The organism is Actinomadura sp. SCN-SB (assembly GCF_043906805.1).
Classification (GTDB): Bacteria; Actinomycetota; Actinomycetes; order Streptosporangiales; family Streptosporangiaceae; genus Spirillospora.
Map to the genome: position 1 here is coordinate 1 of NZ_JBIMPP010000033.1, position 19,165 is coordinate 19,165.

The 19,165-nt window shown below is 71.1% G+C and carries 16 protein-coding genes and 1 pseudogene; 9 read left to right on the top strand and 8 right to left on the bottom strand.

What is annotated here, in order from left to right:
* The first annotated feature begins 252 nt into the window (after positions 1 to 252).
* From ACGWYJ_RS21390 to ACGWYJ_RS21410, 5 genes are all read left to right on the top strand, one after another.
* Complete coding sequence (locus tag ACGWYJ_RS21390; protein WP_395107985.1) at positions 253 to 651, top strand: alpha/beta fold hydrolase; 399 nt, start codon at positions 253 to 255, stop codon at positions 649 to 651.
* A gap of 288 nt (positions 652 to 939) precedes the next feature.
* On the top strand, positions 940 to 1,155 hold the full coding sequence (locus tag ACGWYJ_RS21395) for a hypothetical protein (protein ID WP_395107986.1): 216 nt from the start codon (positions 940 to 942) through the stop codon (positions 1,153 to 1,155).
* A 23-nt stretch (positions 1,156 to 1,178) separates the two neighbouring features.
* A complete protein-coding gene (locus tag ACGWYJ_RS21400) occupies positions 1,179 to 1,976 on the top strand; it encodes a hypothetical protein (protein WP_395107987.1) in 798 nt (265 codons plus the stop codon).
* A 15-nt stretch (positions 1,977 to 1,991) separates the two neighbouring features.
* Positions 1,992 to 2,306, top strand: a complete 315-nt coding sequence (locus tag ACGWYJ_RS21405) for a hypothetical protein (protein ID WP_395107988.1) — start codon at positions 1,992 to 1,994, stop codon at positions 2,304 to 2,306.
* Positions 2,261 to 3,139: an AMP-binding protein gene (locus ACGWYJ_RS21410; RefSeq protein ID WP_395107989.1), complete on the top strand. Its 879-nt coding sequence runs from the start codon at positions 2,261 to 2,263 to the stop codon at positions 3,137 to 3,139. The genes ACGWYJ_RS21405 and ACGWYJ_RS21410 overlap by 46 nt, the downstream gene beginning before the upstream one ends.
* Here the strand turns inward: ACGWYJ_RS21410 and ACGWYJ_RS21415 are convergent.
* The 4 genes and pseudogenes from ACGWYJ_RS21415 to ACGWYJ_RS21430 form a co-directional block, all read right to left on the bottom strand.
* The gene (locus ACGWYJ_RS21415) at positions 3,048 to 4,139 is read right to left on the bottom strand and encodes an acyl-CoA dehydrogenase family protein (RefSeq protein WP_395107991.1); all 1,092 of its coding nucleotides are present in this window, start codon (positions 4,137 to 4,139) and stop codon (positions 3,048 to 3,050) included. The genes ACGWYJ_RS21410 and ACGWYJ_RS21415 overlap by 92 nt on opposite strands.
* Before the next feature lie 47 nt (positions 4,140 to 4,186).
* On the bottom strand, positions 4,187 to 6,232 hold the full coding sequence (locus tag ACGWYJ_RS21420; protein WP_395107992.1) for a hypothetical protein: 2,046 nt from the start codon (positions 6,230 to 6,232) through the stop codon (positions 4,187 to 4,189).
* A gap of 205 nt (positions 6,233 to 6,437) precedes the next feature.
* Positions 6,438 to 8,065, bottom strand: a pseudogene (locus tag ACGWYJ_RS21425) (carboxylesterase/lipase family protein).
* Between the two features lie 154 nt (positions 8,066 to 8,219).
* A complete protein-coding gene (locus tag ACGWYJ_RS21430) occupies positions 8,220 to 10,376 on the bottom strand; it encodes an acyl-CoA dehydrogenase (protein WP_395107993.1) in 2,157 nt (718 codons plus the stop codon).
* A gap of 153 nt (positions 10,377 to 10,529) precedes the next feature.
* Between ACGWYJ_RS21430 and ACGWYJ_RS21435 the strand changes: the two genes are divergently transcribed.
* On the top strand, positions 10,530 to 11,696 hold the full coding sequence (locus ACGWYJ_RS21435; protein WP_395107994.1) for an amidohydrolase family protein: 1,167 nt from the start codon (positions 10,530 to 10,532) through the stop codon (positions 11,694 to 11,696).
* A 42-nt stretch (positions 11,697 to 11,738) separates the two neighbouring features.
* On the opposite strand, the gene ACGWYJ_RS21440 is transcribed toward ACGWYJ_RS21435, so the two are convergent.
* The 4 genes from ACGWYJ_RS21440 to ACGWYJ_RS21455 form a co-directional block, all read right to left on the bottom strand.
* Positions 11,739 to 12,182, bottom strand: coding sequence for a Zn-ribbon domain-containing OB-fold protein (locus tag ACGWYJ_RS21440; RefSeq protein ID WP_395107995.1), 444 nt, complete (start codon positions 12,180 to 12,182; stop codon positions 11,739 to 11,741).
* A gap of 6 nt (positions 12,183 to 12,188) precedes the next feature.
* Entirely contained in the window at positions 12,189 to 13,400 is a 1,212-nt protein-coding gene (locus tag ACGWYJ_RS21445) for a thiolase C-terminal domain-containing protein (RefSeq protein ID WP_395107996.1), read from the bottom strand.
* A complete protein-coding gene (locus ACGWYJ_RS21450) occupies positions 13,397 to 14,425 on the bottom strand; it encodes a DUF2889 domain-containing protein (protein ID WP_395107997.1) in 1,029 nt (342 codons plus the stop codon). The genes ACGWYJ_RS21445 and ACGWYJ_RS21450 overlap by 4 nt, the downstream gene beginning before the upstream one ends.
* Positions 14,426 to 14,520: 95 nt before the next feature.
* The gene (locus ACGWYJ_RS21455) at positions 14,521 to 15,210 is read right to left on the bottom strand and encodes a TetR/AcrR family transcriptional regulator (RefSeq protein ID WP_395107999.1); all 690 of its coding nucleotides are present in this window, start codon (positions 15,208 to 15,210) and stop codon (positions 14,521 to 14,523) included.
* 128 nt (positions 15,211 to 15,338) lie between these two features.
* Here ACGWYJ_RS21455 and ACGWYJ_RS21460 point away from each other — a divergent pair, with 128 nt between their 5' ends.
* From ACGWYJ_RS21460 to ACGWYJ_RS21470, 3 genes are read left to right on the top strand one after another with little or no spacing between them, the layout of a single operon-like run.
* The gene (locus ACGWYJ_RS21460; protein WP_395108001.1) at positions 15,339 to 16,355 is read left to right on the top strand and encodes an LLM class F420-dependent oxidoreductase; all 1,017 of its coding nucleotides are present in this window, start codon (positions 15,339 to 15,341) and stop codon (positions 16,353 to 16,355) included.
* Positions 16,352 to 17,896 carry an AMP-binding protein gene (locus tag ACGWYJ_RS21465; RefSeq protein WP_395108002.1) on the top strand — a complete coding sequence of 515 codons (1,545 nt, stop codon included), beginning with the start codon at positions 16,352 to 16,354 and terminating at the stop codon, positions 17,894 to 17,896. The genes ACGWYJ_RS21460 and ACGWYJ_RS21465 overlap by 4 nt, the downstream gene beginning before the upstream one ends.
* Complete coding sequence (locus ACGWYJ_RS21470; RefSeq protein WP_395108004.1) at positions 17,893 to 19,149, top strand: acyl-CoA dehydrogenase family protein; 1,257 nt, start codon at positions 17,893 to 17,895, stop codon at positions 19,147 to 19,149. Before ACGWYJ_RS21465 ends, ACGWYJ_RS21470 begins: the two co-directional genes overlap by 4 nt.
* Positions 19,150 to 19,165 lie beyond the last annotated feature (16 nt).

The window sequence follows — 19,165 nt, forward strand, 5'->3', positions numbered from 1 at the left end:
ACGCTACCACAGCCCCATACACACACGGCTGCCACCTTCCCCGCCCCGGGGCCGTCCGGGTGGCGGCGGGCGGGCGGGGGCGGGAGACGGACGGCTCGTCGTCTTCCTGCACGGGGCCGGCAGACCAGGCACTCGTGGCGTCGTGCGTGCGCCGCGCTGGCCGGGCAGGGCCTGCGGGCGCTGGCGCTGGCCGGCCGCGGGCACGGCGACAGCGAATGGGTCGCGAACGGGGACTACCGGCCGGACAGCCAGGTGGCGGACGTCAAGCGCGTGCGCCGCAACCTCCGGCTGGGTGAGGACGGCCGATGGCGCCGGCACTGGGATCCGGCCTTCATGGCTCCGCAGGCGGTGGCCGAGAAGGAGGCGTCGCGGCAGGAGCGGATGCGTCTGCTCGAACAGGCGGCGAAGGATCTGCGCGTTCCGCTCGTGGTCCTGCGCGGCGCGCTCTCCGACGTGGTCGGCCCGGCCGACGTCGAACGATTCCTGCGAGCCGTCCCGCACGCCGAGGTCATCGACCTCCCGGGTACCGGGCACACCGCGGCCGGCGCCGACAACGACGCCTTCTCCACGGCGGTTGGCTCGTCCGTCGCCTGGGAAGTTGACCGCACCTCTGGTCGCCGGGCCAAAACCGACTTATATTTAGCCTACTAAACCGAAGGTGCCCGGGTGACCGGTGGCCACCCGTCCGCCAGCCCGACGGGAGGGCGGTCACGTGACCGAGACCGCGCACGAGTTCGACGACGAGATCAAGGACGCGGACATCGAACGGTCCAGGGCCTTGATCGGCCTGGACCGGGCCTATGGGATGCGGGAGTTCTACTCGATCGCCACCACCGACGCGTTGCGCAACTTCGCACGCGGCTACGGCGACGACAACCCGCTGTTCGTGGACCCACCTACGGCCCGGGGACGCGGTGCCGGAGCCAGATCGCGCCGCCGATGTTCGGGACGGCGCTCGCGGTGCCGCTGCTGGGCGATCCCCTGCCAGAGGACGTGCGGGCCAAGACCAAGGGGCTGTTCTCCGGAGTGCACCTGTTCGTGTCGGGACAGGCGACCGAGTGGTTCCGGCCCGTCCTTCCGGGGGACGAGCTGTACTCCTTCGGCGGGCTGGGATCGGTCGAGGAGAAGCGCTCGGAGTTCGCCGCCGGTCGGTGATCCGGGTGTCGCGGCAGGTGCGGATGAACCAGCGCGCCGAGATCGTCTCGGTGACCCGCGTCATCCTCATCGCCACCGAACGCAAGAAGGCCCGCGAGCGGCGCAAGTACATGGACCTGGAACCCGGGTCCTACACCGACGAGCAGATCGCCGAACTCGACGCCGTCTACGCCGCCGAGAAGCCGCGCGGCGCCGAGCCCCGCTACTTCGAGGACGTGCGGGTCGGCGAGGAACTGCCGAAGATGGCCAAGGGCCCGCTGACGCTGACGGAGATCATCTGCTTTCACGCCGGCGGGTACGGGCTCGCGCCGTACAACATCTCCGCGTCCCGGATCGGCTACAAGAACCGGCAGAAGCTCGCCAAGTTCTACATCAAGAACGCCGCCGGGATCCCGGACGTGGCGCAGCGGGTGCACTGGGAGACCGAATGGGCGCAGTCCATCGGCAACCCGATGCCCTACGACTACGGGGTGATGCGGGAGTGCTGGCTGACGCACTTCCTCACCGACTGGATCGGCGACGACGGCTGGCTGCTGCGCCAGCACGACGAGATGCGCAAGTTCAACTACATCGGCGACGCCCACGTCATCACCGGCGAGGTCACCGCCAAGCGCGTGGTGGACGGCCGCTGCGAGGTCGACATCGACTTCCGCGCCACCAACCAGCGCGACCAGGTCACCGCCCCCGCGCAGGCCACCGTGCTGCTGCCGAGCCGCGAGCACGGCCCCGTCCCGCTGCCCGAGCCGCCCGCCGAGCTCAAGCAGCGGGCCGTGCGGCTGATGGGCCGTCATCGGGAGCTCAAGCGGTCGCGCGAGCGCTGACCGGAAGGAGCGGGGATGAGTCTCGCCCCCGACCGCGCGGCAGTGCGGGAACGCTGGTACGCCGAAGGCTGGTACGGGACGACCGACCTGGCCGCCGAACTCTACCGTGAGCCCGGTGCCGGTGAGGGCACGCTCGTCTTCGCCTCCGCCGGCAGCCGGGTGACGATGCCCCGTTCGCAGGTCGTCGCCACCGCACGCCGGGTCGCGGGGCTTGGAGACGCGGGAATCGGGCCGGGGGACGTCGTCGCGGTGCAGGCGCCGACGTCGCCTGGAGCGTGGCGCTCATGGCGGCCGTGTGGCTGTGCGGGGGCGTCGTCCTGCCCGTGGTGACCACGCTCGGCCCGCGCGACCTGGCGTTCATCCTTCGCCAGAGCGGCGCGCGCCCCCTGTGCGTGCCCGGGAGGTGGCGGGACAAGGACTACACGGCACAGGCTCTGGACCTGGTGGGCCTGCCGGATCTCGCCAGGATCGTCGTCCTGGACGACGAGCCACCCGAGGGAACGCTCGGCTGGGACGGGCTGGCGGCGGCCTCGCCCCTGACCGCTCTGCCCGGCAGGCATCCCGACGAGGTCTGCCTGCTGATCTACACCTCGGGCATGACGAGCGAGCCGAAGGGCGTGCAGCACACGCACAACAGCGTGCTCGCGGCGGGCCGCCATGCCGCCGGGACCGAACGGACCCTCGCCATGTTCCCCAGCGGCCACATCGCGGGCCTGCTCGGCTCGGTCATGCCGCTGCTCCGGGGCGGGTTCCCGGTGATCATGGAGCGGTGGAGCGCGGCCGCCTCCCGCGAGGTCGAGGACCTCCTCGTCCTGCACCCCGGCATCGCTGAGGCGGCCGTCTGTGCCGAGCCGGATCCGCCCCTGGGCGAGTGGGTGTGCGCGTTCGTGCTGGCCAGCCCGGGCGCGCACATCGACCTGGACGCCGTCCGCTCCCATTTCGCCGGTCTCGGGGTCGCCCGGCACAAGGTCCCCGGACGCGTCGCGGTCGTCTCCGACCTGCCCAGGACGGCGATGGAAAGGTCAGGAAGGCCGAACTGCGGGCCCTCCTGCGGCCCCCCGAGCCGGGCGCCTATGCCATGGTCATCGGGATACCGTCCGCGAGCGCGGCGCGATGATGGTCCGGGTCGCCGAAGAGCACGCGGTCGGCGGCGGCGCGTTTGAAGTACAGGTGGGCCGGGTGCTCCCAGGTGTAGCCGATACCGCCATGGATAAGGATGTTCTCCTCGGCGCAGTGGTAGTAGGCCTCGGAGCAGTAGGCCCCCGCGATATGGGCCGCAGCCGCGAACTCCGGGGAGCCCTCGGCGGCGGACCACAGCGCGTGGTAGGCGGCCGAGCGAGCGGCTTCGACACGCAGGAACAGGTCGGCGCACTTGTGCTTGATCGCCTGGAAGGACCCGATCGGGCGGCCGAACTGCACCCGCAGCTTGGCGTAGCCGACCGCCATGTCCAGCGTGCGCTGCGCTCCGCCGACCTGTTCCGCGGCGAGGCAGGTGGAGGCGACCGCCAGGACGTGGCCGAGGATCCGGTCGGGAAGGCCCGCCTCCCCGACCGGCCTGGCCGGAGTCCTGGTCAGGGTGAGGGCGGCTTGCTTGCGGGTCGCGTCCATCGTGGCCAGGGCGGTTCTGCTGACGCCAGCCGCGCCGGTGTCGACCGCGAAGAGCCGGTGGCCTTCCGGCGTGCCGGCCACCGCGAGCACCATGCCGGCGGAGAGGCCGTCGAGTACCCGGTCGGCCGTGCCGTCGAGCAGCCACTCGCCGCTGACCTGCCGGGCCTTCAGCGCGCCGTCGGTCGCGAGAGTCGCGCGAAGGGTGCCCTCGGCGATCCCGGGCAGGTAGGTCTTGAGCGCGGCCTCGTCCCCTGCGGCCAGCAGCGTCTCGGTGGCCAGGACGACGGTCGACAGATACGGCGCGCACAGCAGGGCCGCGCCCGCCTCCTCCATGACGATGCCGACCTCGACCGCGCCACGGCCTGCGCCGCCGTACCGTTCGGGGATGCCCAAGCCGGTCAACCCAAGCTCCGCGAGCTGTGCCCACACGGAAGCGTCGAACCCCTCGGGCGTCTCCATCAGCCGTCGCACCTGAGCCTCGGGGGACGTGTCCCGCAGGAATCCGCGGGCCATCGAGCGCAGCTCGCTCTGCTCGTCGCTGAAGACGAACTCCATCGGGCTCCTCCGTTGACTTGCCGCCCCGGCCACAGAGCAGGACGGGGTCAGGTCACGGTGACGCGGACACGGGCGAGGTTCTGGATGGTCGGACCTGTGCCGGACAGGCCGTGCGGATGGGAGGCCACGCGGAAGGCCGCGAAGTAGGTGCCCGGGGTGTCGTAGACGTGCTGGGCGGCGAACGTGAAGGTGGTCGCGGTGCCGTCGACGCCCTCGGCGCGCACTGGCCAGTCCCCGGTGCCCTTGGGGTCGATGACGGCCTCGACGATGGTGCCGCCGCCGTCCGGGACCGCGGCCTCCGCCGTGAACTCGACTTGCTCCCCGGACGCGACCTCCAGCCGGTCGCCGCCACCGACGGTCAACCGGGCCACCGGCTGGACGCCTCCGCGGTCGTGCGCAGCCGCCGGGAGGACTAGGCGGTTGTCGGTGGTCACGGTGTACGCGGTGTCGGGCGGGGGCGGCTTACCGTGCTCGGCCCAGGCCACCACGTCGCGGAGCGCCTGAGCCGTCACTCCCTCGTAGTCCACCAGCCGGCTCCGCCAGAGCTTCGGATCGCGGTCCTGGGTGAACATGGCGCCCATCTCCGGGACGCCGTGGGTGCAGTTCTCAGCCCACCAGAGCCGGTAGGTGTCCGCGGCCGCGTCCCCCAGGACGTTGCGGACGTACCGCGCGAACGGCGTGATCTTGGTGGGCCAGATGAAGGCGTCGTGGGTGGCCCCGACCATGATCATCTTGCTGCCGAAGGGGACGATCTCGTTGAGCTTGTACTCGAAGGTGTCCGTCTGCGGGAAGACCGGAACCCCGTCCACGGCGAACCGGGCGTACTCCGCGGGGACCCGCTCGCCGTGGTCGTGCAGGCCCGGCACGTTGAATTCGGCCGAGTGCAGATGGCTGTGGCAGAACGCCACCCAGTCGCTGTTGTCGATCTCGATTTCGTCGCCGGGCTCGATGCCCTCGAACAGCTCCGGGCAGCGCTCGCCGAACGGGACGAGCACGTTCCCGTGCACCACGTCGGCGACGACCATCTCCCGCCCGGCCGCCGCGCCGGACCGCACCGTCAGCCTGGCCATGAACAGGCGGCCCGGCTCGTCGAATTCGAGCACCGCGCCGTACCGGGTCTGCGGCATCGCACCGCCGGTGGACAGCTGCAACGCGACCAGGATGTCGCTCGACAGCTCCTGGGCGGTGCTCAGGCTCCGCACCTTGGCGGTGGTCTTCACGACGTGGCTCGCCAGTCGCTCCGGCTGGTCGGCGCCCAGGTAGCCGCGGTCGTTCCAGAACGCGCGGAAGTACCCGGGGTTGGAGTCGATCGCGTTGTAGAGGGTGAACGGGAAGACCGGCAGCCTGGCGAGCTGGGTGAGGGCGCCGCGCGGGTAGCCCATCCAGAACAGGTCCCGCAGTGCCTCGCGCTGGGCGAAGCCCAGGTCCGCGAAGGGATCGCCGCCTCCCGGTTCGCACGCGTCGACCACCTTCGGCAGGTCCTCGCCGAGCAGCAGCACGGCCAGGCCCATCGCTGCCCAGTAGTTGCCGGGCTGGACACCGAAGACCTCGGGAACCCCGCCGTCGTAGACGTCCGGCGCCCGCATCAGGCACTGGAACGAACGGTGGCCGCCGCCGCTCACCCCGGTGATGTACCGGTGGTGAGGCGGCTCCCCGTACAGCCGGCCCGCCAGCCACGAACCGAACCGCGCCGACTCGGCGCTGGCGCCGAACAGTTCGGTGTCGTTCCGGAAACCGGTGCCGTCCAGCGGCAGGTGCCCCTGGTTGGACTCGACCAGGAAGGCGCCCAGCTCGGAGTACGCGAACTCGAAGATCCAGGGCGAGCCGAGCACCATCGACGTGAGCACGGTCTCGTGCCCACCGGCGCCGCCCTCCAGATACTGCAGCAGGCGCCCCTGGTACCGCTCGGCCGGAGGGAAATAGAAGGAGAACCGGGTGTCGGTGCCCTCGAACCCGCCGTGCACGTACCGGTGCGGCGCCGGCTCTTCCTTGGACACGTCCTGGTCGATGTAGGGCCGGCCGAAGACCGGATCGGACGGGACGTAGTCCAGGTCGGCGCCGACAAGGGAGCCGGGCTCGGCGGAAGCGCTCATGGGATGGTCCTCCTCCGTCCCGCAGGAGGTCATCTAAGTGACCCTCGTCACCATCCTAGATCGCTGTGCCCGGCTGATTCCAGCGAAAAGCGACATATGTTTAGCCGACTTATGAGGAGTGCGGTGATCCCATGAGGGCATGGGTGTATCCGAAGGAACCAGAGTCCCTTCGGATACACCCGCGGTCAGGCGGCGGACCGGAACGTCAGCCGAGGCCCTGCCAAAACGCGTACTGGTGTTCGGTGGCGGCGTCGACGGGACGTATGCCGTTCGCGCCCGGGGCCAGGCTGAGGGTGTCCGCCGGTGTCGCGTACGCCGGCCAGGCGGGCCGGCCCGCGCCGTTGGGATCGCCGGTGGCGGCGAACGCCGTCCAGTAGGCGATCATGGTGGTGCTCAGTGCCCGCTGGTCCGCGTTCAGTTCGGCGGCGGCGCCCCCGCTGACATCGAACAGATAGGCGAGTTCGGCTCCGTGGAAGGCACCAAGGCCGGTCAGGCCCGGAAACAGCGGGGGAGCCGTCCGGTCGGCGAACTCGAAGAGGTGGACGCGAGTGCGGCCCGCCGTCCTGAACAGCTCGGCGCTGTCGAGGTTGGCGCACCAGGTCAGCGGTAGTCCGGGGACGCAGTCGGTCTGCACCGCGCCGAGCGCGAGCGTGGGGGTCGGATGGCCGGTGACCGGGTAGCGCGCCAGGACCTCGTCGGCGTTCTCCCCGTACCTGGCTCGCACGGCCTGGGTGTATCCCTCCGGTGTCAGCGGGCTCCCGGACTGCACGTCTGCGAGAGCGGCGAACAGGTTCATCTCGTCGCGGGTGCCGCCCAGCATCACCGGTACCCGGTTCCACCTGCCCGAGGCGATGGCGTCGGCGGGCTGTCGGGGCACCGTCGTGCCACCGGCCACCGGGAACCATCCTTGTCCACCGGCCGGCACGACGGGGGCGAGTTCGGCGGCGGTCTTGCCCCGCAGGCAAGCGGCGGCGCCCTCTCCGGTGCAGCCGAGCCCGCTCGCGGCGGCCACGCCGATCTGCTCGGCCTGCGCTTGGGGCACCAGCGGGGAGGAACAGGATCCGCTCTGCTCTATGGCCTTGTGGAACAGGCCCCGGGCGCCCGGTGAGACGAGTTGATCGCACACGCTCATGGCGCCGGCGGACTCCCCGGCGATGGTCACGTTGCCCGGGTCACCGCCGAACGCGGCGATGTTGCGCTGGACCCAGCGCAACGCCGCCTGCTGGTCCTGCAGACCGAAGTTGCCCGAGGTGCCCTCGCCGGTGTTCAGGTCAGGGTGGGCCAGGAAACCGAATATGGCGAGCCGGTAGTTGACCGTCACCACCACCGCGCCGCCCTGGCTCGCCATCCGGGACGGTCGTATTGCGAGCCACTGCCCACTGCGAATCCACCACCGTGGATCCAGACGATGACCGGCCGCTTGGACGGCGCGCTGCCGCGAGGCAGGGGAGTGGTCACGTTGAGATAGAGACAGTCCTCCGAGCCGTCCCCCGCCGGTGAGCCCGCGAAAACTCCTTGCACGCAGTCGCTGCCTGGTTCGGTGGCGTCGCGCGTCCCCGGCCAGCGCGCGGCGGGCTGAGGCGGACGCCACCGCAGATCACCTACTGGTGGCGCCGCGAACGGGATCCCCAGGAACGCCCGGCTTGTCTCACCGACGACCCCGCGCACGAGCCCCTGTTCGGTTCGTACTAGGCCGGATTCACTACCGCCCGGAGCGGCGAGAGCGGGGACCGTGATGAAGCCGAGAGCCGCGCAGAGCACCGTGCATAGCAGCGCCCCGCGGTGTCGCGGCGATGGGATGTGCGAGGTCACGCCTGTCAGTCGGGCCCACATCGAGTACTCCGCTAACTAGGTGAACTTACCTGGCTGGAATGTAAACGGCATCGTGAGGACCGGGCAAGGGGCGTGTGACGAAAATATAGGTATATATATTTACGGTTTTGCGGCCGCAGCGATCACCGATCGCGCCGCGGCCGCGGAGCTGGATCTACTTGATCAGGGGGTCGCGGGGGAGGCCGAGGATGCGTTCGGCGATCTGGTTGCGGGTGATCTCGGAGGTGCCGCCCGCGATCGTCATGGCGCGCCAGCCGACGGCCACCAGGGCCGCGATGGTGCCGGGGCCCTCTTCGAAGGCGGCATCGTCTCCGTGGAAGGCCAGGAGCAGGTCGGCTGCGGTGCGCCCATGTTCGGCGAGGACGAGCTTGGTGATGTTGCCCTCGGGTCCGGGTTCGCCGCCCGCGACGGCCCGCTCGGCACTGCGCAGGTTGAGCAGGCGCAGTGCGGCGCCCTCGGCGGCGTACTCGCCGACGCGCTGCGCCGCGGCCGGGACGCGGTCGCCGTGCTCGGCGTAGAGGCCGTACAGGTCGGGGATCTCGAAGGCGCCGCCGGTGCCGCCGCCGATGCTGACCCGCTCGTTGCCGAGGGTGGCGCGCGCGACCGTCCAGCCCTTGCCGGGTTCGCCCACCACGTCGGCGTCGGGGACGAAGACGTCGGTAAGGAAGACCTCGTTGAAGTCGGCGCCGCCGGTGGCCTGGCGCAACGGCCGCACCTCCACGCCCGGGTGCTCCATGTCGATGATCATCATAGTGACGCCGCGGTGCTTGGGCGCGTCGGGGTCGGTGCGGACCGTCGCGAAGCCGCGCCGGCTGAGGTGGGCGCCGCTGGTCCAGACCTTCTGGCCGTTGACGATCCAGCCGCCGTCGGTGCGCACGGCGCGGGTCTTGACCGCGGCGGCGTCCGACCCTGCGGAGGGCTCGCTGAACAGCTGGCACCAGATCTCGTCCCCGGCCAGCGCGGCCGGAACGTACTTGTCGACCTGCTCGGGCGTGCCGTGCTGGACCAGGGTGAGGATGTTCCAGGCGGTGATGCCCAGGGACGGGGGCTTGACCCCGGCGGCCTTGAACTCCTCCTCGATGACCAGTTGCAGCCCGGCGGGCGCCTCGATGCCCCACGGCTTGGGCCAGTGCGGCTGGATGTAGCCGGTCTCGACGAGCTTGGCGCGCTGCTCCTGCTCCGGCAGGGCCGCGATCTCCTGGGCGAGTACGCGGACGGCGGCGCGTTCGGCCTCGGCCTCGGGCGGCAGGTCCAGGGAGGTCTCGCGGACGACCCCGGCGGCGCCGAGCCGGGTCACGTCGGCGGCCGCGTCCGCCGGGTCGTACACCGCCTCCAGCGTGGTCGCGCGGCGCTGCAGCAGGTGCGCATCGTGTTCCCAGGTGAAGCCGATGCCGCCGTGCACCTGGGTGTTGAGCGAGGCGTTGCGAGCGAACGCCGGGATCGCGAGGGTGCCGGCGATCGCGGCGGCCAGTTCGAACTCCTGCCCGGGACCGGAAGCGGCGCGCGCGGCGTCCCACACGGCCGCGGTGCCGAGCTCGGCGGCGACCAGCATGTTCGCCAGATGGTGCTTGACCGCCTGGAAGGTGCCGATGGTGCGGCCGAACTGCTCGCGCACCTTGGCGTAGGCGGTGGCGGTCTCGACGCAGTCGAGCGCGCCGCCGATCGCCTCGGCGGAAACCAGTGTCCGGGCGATCGCCAGGGCGTGCGCTCGCGCGCCCGGCAGGACGTGATCGGCGGCGACTCCGTCCAGCCGGAGTTTGGACGAACGGCGGGCGCGATCCAGGCTCGTCGGGGTCCGCACGGATACGCCGGGGGCGTCGGTGCGTACCACGACAAGGTCGTCACCGGCGGCGACCAGTACCACCTGCGCCAGGGCGCCGCCCAGGACCGTCCCGGAGGTGCCGGTCAGGGTGCCGCCCTCGATCTTCGCGTCGCCTCCGAGCGCCACGGCGCCGATCGTGGTGCCGTCGGCCAGCCCGGGCAGGAGCGCTGCCTTCTGCTCGTCCGTCCCGAGTGCGGCGATCACGGCGGACGCCGTCACCGTCGGCAACGCCGGGCCCGGAGCGGCGGCACGGCCCAGCTCCTCCAGCACCACCACCAGCTCGGGCAGCCCCGCGCCCCCGCCGCCGTGTTCCTCGGGCAGGTGGACGCCCAGCAGGCCCAGCCCGGCGAACTCCTTCCAGAACGCGGGCAGCGTCTCGGCCTCGGCCTCCAGCAGCGCCCGGTTCGCCGCGCGCGCGTCGTGCGACTTCAGGAACGCCCGGGCGGTGCTCGCCAGCTCGCGGTGGTCGGCACTGATGGCGATCGACATGGCCCCTCCAGCCTTGTGTAAAGAAGCCATAACCTTAGTCGGTATTCGTTGCCGGGTGCCGCGGGTGCCTCCGCCGAGCGAGACCCGTCTTGACGGGCCACCAATTAGAGAACATCATTCTCATTTAGATCCGCCGGCGCACCGGAGGCCATCATGACGGCGCACGAAGGTACGAAAATCTGGACGAACTCGGGAGACTCCCACATCATGGAGCCGCCCGACCTGTTCGACTCCCTGCCCGAGGACGTCCGCGAGCGCCTGCCGCGCAGCGTCAAAGATCCGAGCGGCGAGTTCGAGACCATCTACATCGACGGGCAGGAGTTCCGCCGGGACCTGCCCAAGCCGAAGCCGGGCGAGAAGAAGGGGCTGGGTATCAACGCCCGCCCCGCCGACTCCACCGAGGACGACTTCCTGAACCGCATCCTCGGCGGCAACGACCCGGCGCACCGCCTGAAGGACCTGGACGGCGAGGGCGTGTGGGGCGAGGTCATCTACCCCTCCCTCGGCATCTGGACGTTCAACATCCGCACCCCGAGGGTCGTCAAGGAGGGTGTCCGCGCGCTCAACGAGTTCGCACTGGACTTCCAGCACAAGTCGCCGCGGTTCGTTTGCACGGCCTCGATCCCGCTGATCGACATCGACGATGCGGTGGCCGAGGTCCGCAGGGCCAGCGCGGCCGGGTTCGCGGCGGGCTTCCTGCCCACCCGGCCCCCGATCGGCCGGCCGGAGTGGAACGACGAGGAGTGGGACCCGCTGTGGGCCGCCTTCGCCGAGACCGGGATGGTGATCTGCTTCCACATAGGCACCGAACCGCACGACCCCACGCAACGCACCGGCGTGTACTACCGGGGACGCGGCGGAGCGGTGCTCAACTACGTGGAGACCACCTACGGTGGGCAGCGGGCGGTCACCCAGCTGATCGCGTGCGGCGCGCTCGACCGGCATCCCGAGCTGCGGGTCTTGGTGTCGGAGGGCGGCGCCACCTGGGGGCCGTTCATCGCCGACCGGATGAACGAGGGCTACCGGCAGCACAGCGCCGGTGTGCGGCCGGTGCTGTCGAAGCCGCCCAGCGACTTCCTGTTCGAGCAGGTGTACGCCTCGTTCCAGCACGACGCCTCGGCGGTCCCGGCGAACTGGGCCATGGGCTGGAAGAACGTCATGTGGGGCAGCGACTACCCGCACTTCGAGGGCACCTTCGGGCACACCCAGGAGACGCTGCACGAACTGTTCGACGGCGTGGACGCCGAAGTCAGCCACCGGATCCGGATCGGCGCTTTCCAGGAGCTGTTCCCGCACGTCCCGCAACCGCCGGGAGAATGAGCCGACCGGCGGGGGCGTCGCAGGCGCCCCCACCGGCCGGGGTCAGGCCGCGGCGCCGAGGTGCCGGAAGCGCATGACGGCGTAGTCGTCACCGATCGGGGTGAAGTCGACCTCCACCCGGTCTCCGATCCGCACGCCGTCGGGGTCGGCGCCGAAGATGTTGCCCATCAGGCGTGCCCCGGCGCCCTGCGTGCCGTCGAGTTCGATGACCCCTGAGACGTACGGGACGACGTCCTTCAGCTTCGGGTTGAGCGGGTGGCGCACCACCGTGAACGTGTAGATCGTCCCGGTGCCCGGCAGGTCCGTCCAGGTGAAGTCCTGACCGAGGCACTCGAAGCAGTAGGGCTTGGGCGGCAGCACGAACGTGCCGCAGGCATCGCACTTGGGCGCCGCCAGCCGTCCGTCGCGGGCGGCGTCCCAGAACGGCTGGGTGTGCCGGTCGGCGAAGGACTGCCGGAGGCCGGCCGGGAAGACGCCACGGGTCATAATGATCTACCTCCGGAGCAGGGTGCCGCTGACGGGAAGGCCGGCCGGGCCGCCGGAGACCAGCGCGATCTCCGCGCCCTCCACCTGGTTGACCGCGGAGCCGCGAAGCTGCTCGACCGCCTCGCGCACATGCGTCATCCCGATGATGTACGCCTCGGACAGGTGGCCGCCGTGGGTGTTGACCGGGATGGTGCCGCCGAGCCGGGTGTTGCCCTCGGCCACGAACGGCCCGCCCTCGCCGACCGGGCAGAAGCCGTAGTCCTCCAGTTGCATGATGACCAGCGGGGAGAAGTGGTCGTACAGCAGTGCCACGTCCACGTCGGCGGGTGTGACACCGGCCATCTCGTACATCCGCTTGGCCACGGTGCGGTGCCCCGAGGACGCGAAGTACTCATCGGGCATCTGGAAGTAGGTGAAGATCGCCGTGCCCCAGCGGCCCGCGGCGCCGTGCGCCGAGCCCATGATGTAGACCGGCGGGTGCCGCAGGTCAAGGGCCCGCTCGGCGGAGGTCATCACGGCCGCGACCGAGCCGTCCGACTCCATCGTGTAGTCGTACAGGCAGAGCGGATCGGAAATCATCCGGGCGTTGAAGTAGCCGTCCATGGTCAGCGGCTCGGTCTGCAGCGACGTCGGCCGCTTGATGGCCAGGTCCCGCTGGTTGATCGCGACATGGGCGAGGTGTTCGCGGGTGGTGCCGTACAAGTGCATGTGGCGCTGGGTCAGCAGCGAGAAGCTATGGCCCGGCGACAGCAGCCCGGCGTTGCCGACGAACCCGACCACCGGAGGGACGCCGCCACTGCTGTAGGGGCCGCCGCTGGACATGGCCGCGAAACCGTCACCGCCTCCGGAGGAGCTGCCGCCCAGCCGGCGCCCGGCCTGCTGCAGCGTCATCACGGTGACCACGCACTCGGCCTGGCCGGAGTCGATCGCGGCGGCGGCCAGGCCCAGGGAGCCGGCGCTGCCGCCGCCTCCGGACGTCAGCGTCGCGGCGAACCTGACCTCGGGTATGCCCAGCATCGAGGCGAGCTCGGCGGGGTCGACCGACGCCGAGTACAGCGCGAACCCGTCCAGGTCCTTGATGGTGAGCCCGGCGTCGTCGAGCGCGCCGAGGATCGACCGGCAGGCCAGTTCTGTCTCGGTGAGGGGAAGCGACTCCCCGCGCCGGTAGTAAGGCGTCGCGCCGATCCCGACGATGGCGGTCTTGTCCTTCAGGGTCATCGCAACCTCTTATCTCCCCGGGCGGGTGTGTCGCGTTCGAGTGCAGCGGCGAGCACCGGCACCTCGGCGAGCGCGCGGAGGGCGTCGTTGAGGTGTGTGCAGCCGGGGACGCCCTTCAGCCGGTCGAGCACCACCTCGCGGAGATCGGGCATGGCCACGCCCTCCAGCACGGTGACGTTCGGTGCCGCGAGCGGGCATTCGGTGAACGGAAGGACGCGGGGCAGCGCCTCCACCGACAACAGGCGCCCGTCGAGGGCTCCGGCGGTGGCGAGCACCTGGTACTCGTGGACGGCGATCTCCGTGCCGTCCGGCTCCCAGCAACCGTCCCGGAACATCGCGTCGATGTGCAGGGTGTCCCCTTCCCGCCAGACGTCGATCCGGCGGGCGCGGCGCATCGCCATCTGGGGCGGCGCGGGAAGTTCGTGCCACCCGATCGGGTCGTCGGGGTCGATGAGCGGTGGCACGGCCGCGACGGCATGCCCGATGTCGGATTGGCTTCCGTCGGGGTTGAGCGAGGACGCCCCCGGACGGAAGCCCGAGCAGATGCCTTGCATCGATCGTCGTGGCATGCGGTCGCGCAGCCGCGCCAGCTCGGGGAGATGGTCGCGCCACCGGAACCAGGCGAACCCGGCGATGAGCGAGGAGCCGGCGAGATCGTCCAGCAGCAGGTACAGCGGGTCGCCGCGTTCCCGCAGACCCGGTGCGACATCGGCGATCGCCGAGCGCAGCCTGCCGCCCGCGCGGGCTCCGGCGAGCGGGGACAGGTCCGGTGCCGCGCCGGGCGCGGTGATCGACTCGATGGTCCGGTCGAGCGTGGTGCGGGCGACCAGGTCGGACTGCCCCAGGACCTCGGGACGCCCGCCCGGGCCGGTGCGCAGGTCACGGCAGCGGCCTTCCAGGCGCAGCCCGGAGAAGATGCCATCGGGCCAGGTCATCAGGAGGGTCGAGGTGCGCCGGACGGAGTCCGGGCGGCGCGTGGGCGGTCGTGCCGCGGGGCCGAGGACGGCCGGTGCGGGGTCCGTCATGCCGGACGCGCTATTTCGAGAACCACGTTCCCATATTAGCCGTGACGCGTCCCGGGCACAGCCCCCGGGGGCCGGATGGTGATCGGGAAGGCTGCTCAGCCGGTCGTGACGCCCAGCGCCCGGCGCAGGAAGGACAGCAGGTCGGCCCGCAGTTCGTCCTTGCCGGCCGGGTCCGGCACCTCCCGCATCCGGGCGGCGGTGTCCCAGACCGCGGCGTAGATGAGATGGGCGTCGGCCTCCGGAGCGCCACCGGTAAACGAGCCGTCCGCCGCCCCTGCGGTGAGCGTCGCGGTGAGCCGCTCGACCAGCGGCGCGTTGGCGCGCGCCAGTTCCCCCGGTGGCAGCGCCTGCATCACACCGGCGGAGCCCAGGACCTCCGCGCGGCGAGCGCGCGGGCGGTCCCTGACCAGGGAGAGGATCTCGTCGACCCAGGCCACCAGTGCCGGCCACGGCCCGGGTGCCGCCTCGACCCGGCGGGTCACGGCCGCGGCGAAGCCCTCGGCGTCGCGGTGCACCATCGCCGTGAGCAGTTGTTCCTTGGAGTCGAAGTGGCGGTAGAAGGCCCGCCGTGGCACGCCCCCCTCGGCCCGGACGTCGGCGATCGTGACGTCCTGATAGCCCTTGCGGGCGACCACCGTGAACGCCGCCTCGAGGAGCAGCCGCAGCTCCTCGGATTCCGCGTAGCGCCGGGGTCTGCCGGGACCCGGGCGCGTGCCGCCGTCGCGGCCGGTGGACGGAGCGCCGGGGGCCTGGGAGTCGGGGTCGATGACGTTGCGAGGCGACACGAGCCGAGCGTACCCATCGCTGCCCGCGATCCCGGCCCGCTCCGGTGCCGCCTCGCATCGCATCATTGAGGCCCGGGAGAAAAACAGACTATGATTTAGTCGGTTTAACCGGGTTCGGAGGAGTGCGGATGAAGATCGATGCCAATCTGGGCGGCGACCTGGCCTCGGCTCCGGCCACGGCGGCGAAGCTGGAGGAGGAGGGGTACCGCGGCATCTGGGTGGGCGAGGCCGGCAATGACCCGTTCCTGCTGAGCCTGCAGGCCGTCTCTGCCACGGAGTCGGTGACCGTCGGCACTTCGGTCGCCATCGCGTTCGCCCGCACCCCCATGACGCTGGCCACGGTGGGTTTCGATCTGGCGAAGCATTCCCAGGGCCGGTTCGTTCTCGGTCTGGGATCGCAGGTGAAGGCGCACATCGAGCGGCGCTACTCGATGCCGTGGTCGCGTCCGGCGGCGCGGATGCGCGAGCTGATCCTGGCGATGCGTGCGATCTGGGCCTGCTGGCAGGACGGCGAGAAACTCGACTTCCAGGGCGACTTCTACACCCACACCCTGATGACGCCGTTCTTCGCGCAGCAGCCGCATGAGTACGGGCCGCCGCCGGTCTACCTGGCCGGGGTGGGGGAGCGGATGACCGAGGTCGCGGGCGAGGTCGCGGACGGCTTCTTCGTCCACCCGTTCACCACCGAGCGTTACCTGCGGGAGGTCACGCTCCCCACCCTGGAGCGCGGACGGGCGAAAGCCGGGAAGAAGGACTTGGACGGCTACACCGTTTGCGGTTCGTCCATGGTGGTCACCGGCCGCACCGAGGAGGAGATCGCCAAGGCCGCCCGAGGGGTCAAGCGGCAGATCGCGTTCTACGCCTCCACGCCCGCCTACCGGGCCGTCCTGGACCTGCACGGGTTCGGTGACATCCAGCCCGAGCTCACCGCGCTCTCCAAGCAGGGCAAATGGCGCGAGATGACCGATCTGATCACCGATGACATCCTGAACGAGTTCGCGGTGACCGGGACGCCGGACGAGATCGGACCCGCGTTGCAGGCCAAGATCGGCGACATCTATGACCGGGTGAGCCTCTACACCCCGTACCGCATCGACCCGGCCTCGTTCGCCCCGGTCCTCGGCGGCCGCGGTACGGACCGATGAGGCACCCTTGGGATCGTCCGCTGGGCAGCTGGCATCTCGCCGAGCACTACCCTGACCGGACGGCCGTCCTGAGCTGCCCGTCCGGCGAGGAGCTCACGTATGCGCAGCTCGCGGGGCGGGCGCACCAGGCCGTCCACGCGCTGCGCGCGCTGGGCGCCGGGCACGGCGACGTGGTCGGCATGGCGCTACCCAACGACCTGGACATCGTGGTGTGGCAGCTGGCGGCGGCGGAGGCCGGCTGGCGCTACGTCACGCTCAACCCCAAGGCGCCCGCCGCGGAAGTGGCGGCGATCGCCGAGCACGCGGAGATGAAGGCGCTGATCGTCCACGCCCAGTATGCCGGGGGCGCGGGAGCGGTCACCGGCGTGCCGATCCGGATCAGCGTGGGCGGCCACATCGGGGGCTTCACGCCCCAAGAGGACGTGCTGCGCGGGCATCCGGGCACCGCGCCACCGGACCGTGCCGCGGGTATGCCGCTGGTGTACACCTCGGGCACGACCGGCAAACCGAAGGGGATCTGGCGGGAGATGCCCGCCGTCGCCCCGGAGGCGATGGCCGACGCGATGAAGACGTTCGCGCACGCGTTCCGGTTCACGCCCCTGGAGGGCGCGCATCTGGTGTCGGCCGGCATGTTCCACGGCGGTTGCCAGGGCTTCTATCTCGCGGCGTTGCACGTCGGCCAGCCACTGGTCATCATGGGCACCTTCGACGCCGAGGAGACGCTGCGGCTGATCCAGGAACACCGGATCACCACCGGCTACATGGTGCCGACGCAGTTCGCACGGCTTCTGCGGCTGCCGCATGACGTGAAGGCCGGCTATGACGTCTCCAGCCTGGAGTCCATCGTGCACGCGGCGGCGCCCTGCCCGCCGGAGCTCAAGAAGCGGATGCTGGCCTGGTGGGGGCCGGTGATCTGGGAGACCTACGGCGGCACGGAGGGCGCCGCGACGATCGCCAAGCCGCACCACTGGCTGGCCAAGCCCGGCACCGTGGGCCGCCCCATCCGTGGCAGGACGCTCCGGATCCTGGACGACGACGGCAACGAACTCCCGCCCGGGCAGGTGGGCGCGGTCTACCTGGACGGCGGCGGCCCTGGCTTCTCCTACCACCGTGACCCCGAGCAGACCGCCGAGGTCTTCCGGGGGACGGCGTTCACCCTGGGCGACGCGGGCTACCTGGACGAGGACGGCTTCCTGTTCATCGTCGACCGCATCAAGGACATGATCATCACCGGTGGCGTCAATGTCTACCCGGCGGAGGTCGAGGCGGTGCTGGCCGTGCACCCGGCCGTCCTGGACAGCGCGGTGGTCGGTGCGCCCGATCCCGAGTGGGGTGAGCAGGTGCGGGCGTTCGTGCAGCTGGTTCCCGGCCGTGACCCGTCCGACGAGCTGGCCGCGGAGCTGATCGCGTACTGCCGGGAGCGCCTGGCGAGCCACAAGTGCCCGCGCGTGGTGGAGTTCCGTCCCGAGCTGCCGCGTACCGAGACCGGCAAGCTTTACAAACGCCTGCTCCGTGACGAGCTCCGGAATAGAGCCGCATGACCACGACGGGCCTGCGCGACGAGGTGCGCGCCTGGCTGCGGGAGAACTGGTCGACCTCGGTCACGCTCGCGGAATGGTGGCGGCGGCTGTTCGAGGCCGGCTACGCCCACCCCGCCTGGCCGGAGGGGCTCGGCGGCCGGGGAATGTCCCGGGACGACGCCCGGGCCGTCACCGCCGAACTCGCCGCCGCACAGGTGATCGGCCCGCCGCTCGGAGTGGGACAGGGCCTGGGCGGCGGCACCCTGCTGGCACACGGCGGCCCTGACCTTCAAGCCCGGTTCCTGCCCCCGCTGGCCCGCGGCGACGAGGCGTGGGTGCAGCTGTTCAGCGAGCCCGGCGCGGGCTCCGACCTGGCGAGCCTGTCCACCCGCGCGGTCCTGGACGGCGACGAGTGGGTGATCAACGGCCAGAAGGTGTGGAGCTCGGGAGCCTTCACCGCCGACCGCGGCATGCTGCTCGCACGCACGGACCCCGACGTGCCGCAACACAAGGGCATCACGTACTTCATCATCGACATGGACCAGTCCGGCGTCGAGGTGCGCCCGCTGCGGCAGCTGAGCGGGGAGGCGCACTTCTGCGAGGTGTTCCTCAACGACGCTCGTGTGCCCGCCGACCGGGTGGTGGGCACGGTCGGCGACGGGTGGCGGGTCGCCCGCACGACGCTGGCACTGGAACGTGACGGCCTGGGCGGCGAGGGCCTCGCCGGCCTCAGGATCATCGAATGCGGCCGCAAGTCCGGCAACCTCGACCGGGTCGTCGCCGACCTGCTCGCCGAGCCGGTCCCCGCCGCGCGCACCGCCTTCTTCCTGTCGCCGCAGGCCATGGTGGCGCTGGCCAGGGAACGCGGCCTGACCACCGACCCGGTGATCCGCAACGCGCTGGCGGACTACCGGATCGAGGCCGAAGTGATGAGGCTGACCGGGCAGCGCGTCAAGGCCGCCGCCGCGCAAGGCCGTCCGCCCGGACCGGAGGCCTCAACGCTCAAGCTGGCGATGAGCCTGCAGGGCCGCCGCTTCCGCGATCTCCTCCTGAAGATCCTGGGACCGGACGGGGTGCTGGTCGACGCCGACGGCCCCGACGACGGCCGCGCCCACGCCGCCTTCTACTGGAGCTTCGCCGGGACGATCGGCGGCGGCACCGACGAGATCCAGCGCAACGTCATCGCCGAACGCGTCCTCGGTCTTCCCCGCGACCCCGACCCGAGCCGCGACGTCCCGTACCGCGACCTGAAAACCGGCACCCGCGCCCCTTAGGCAGGCCGGCCGGCCC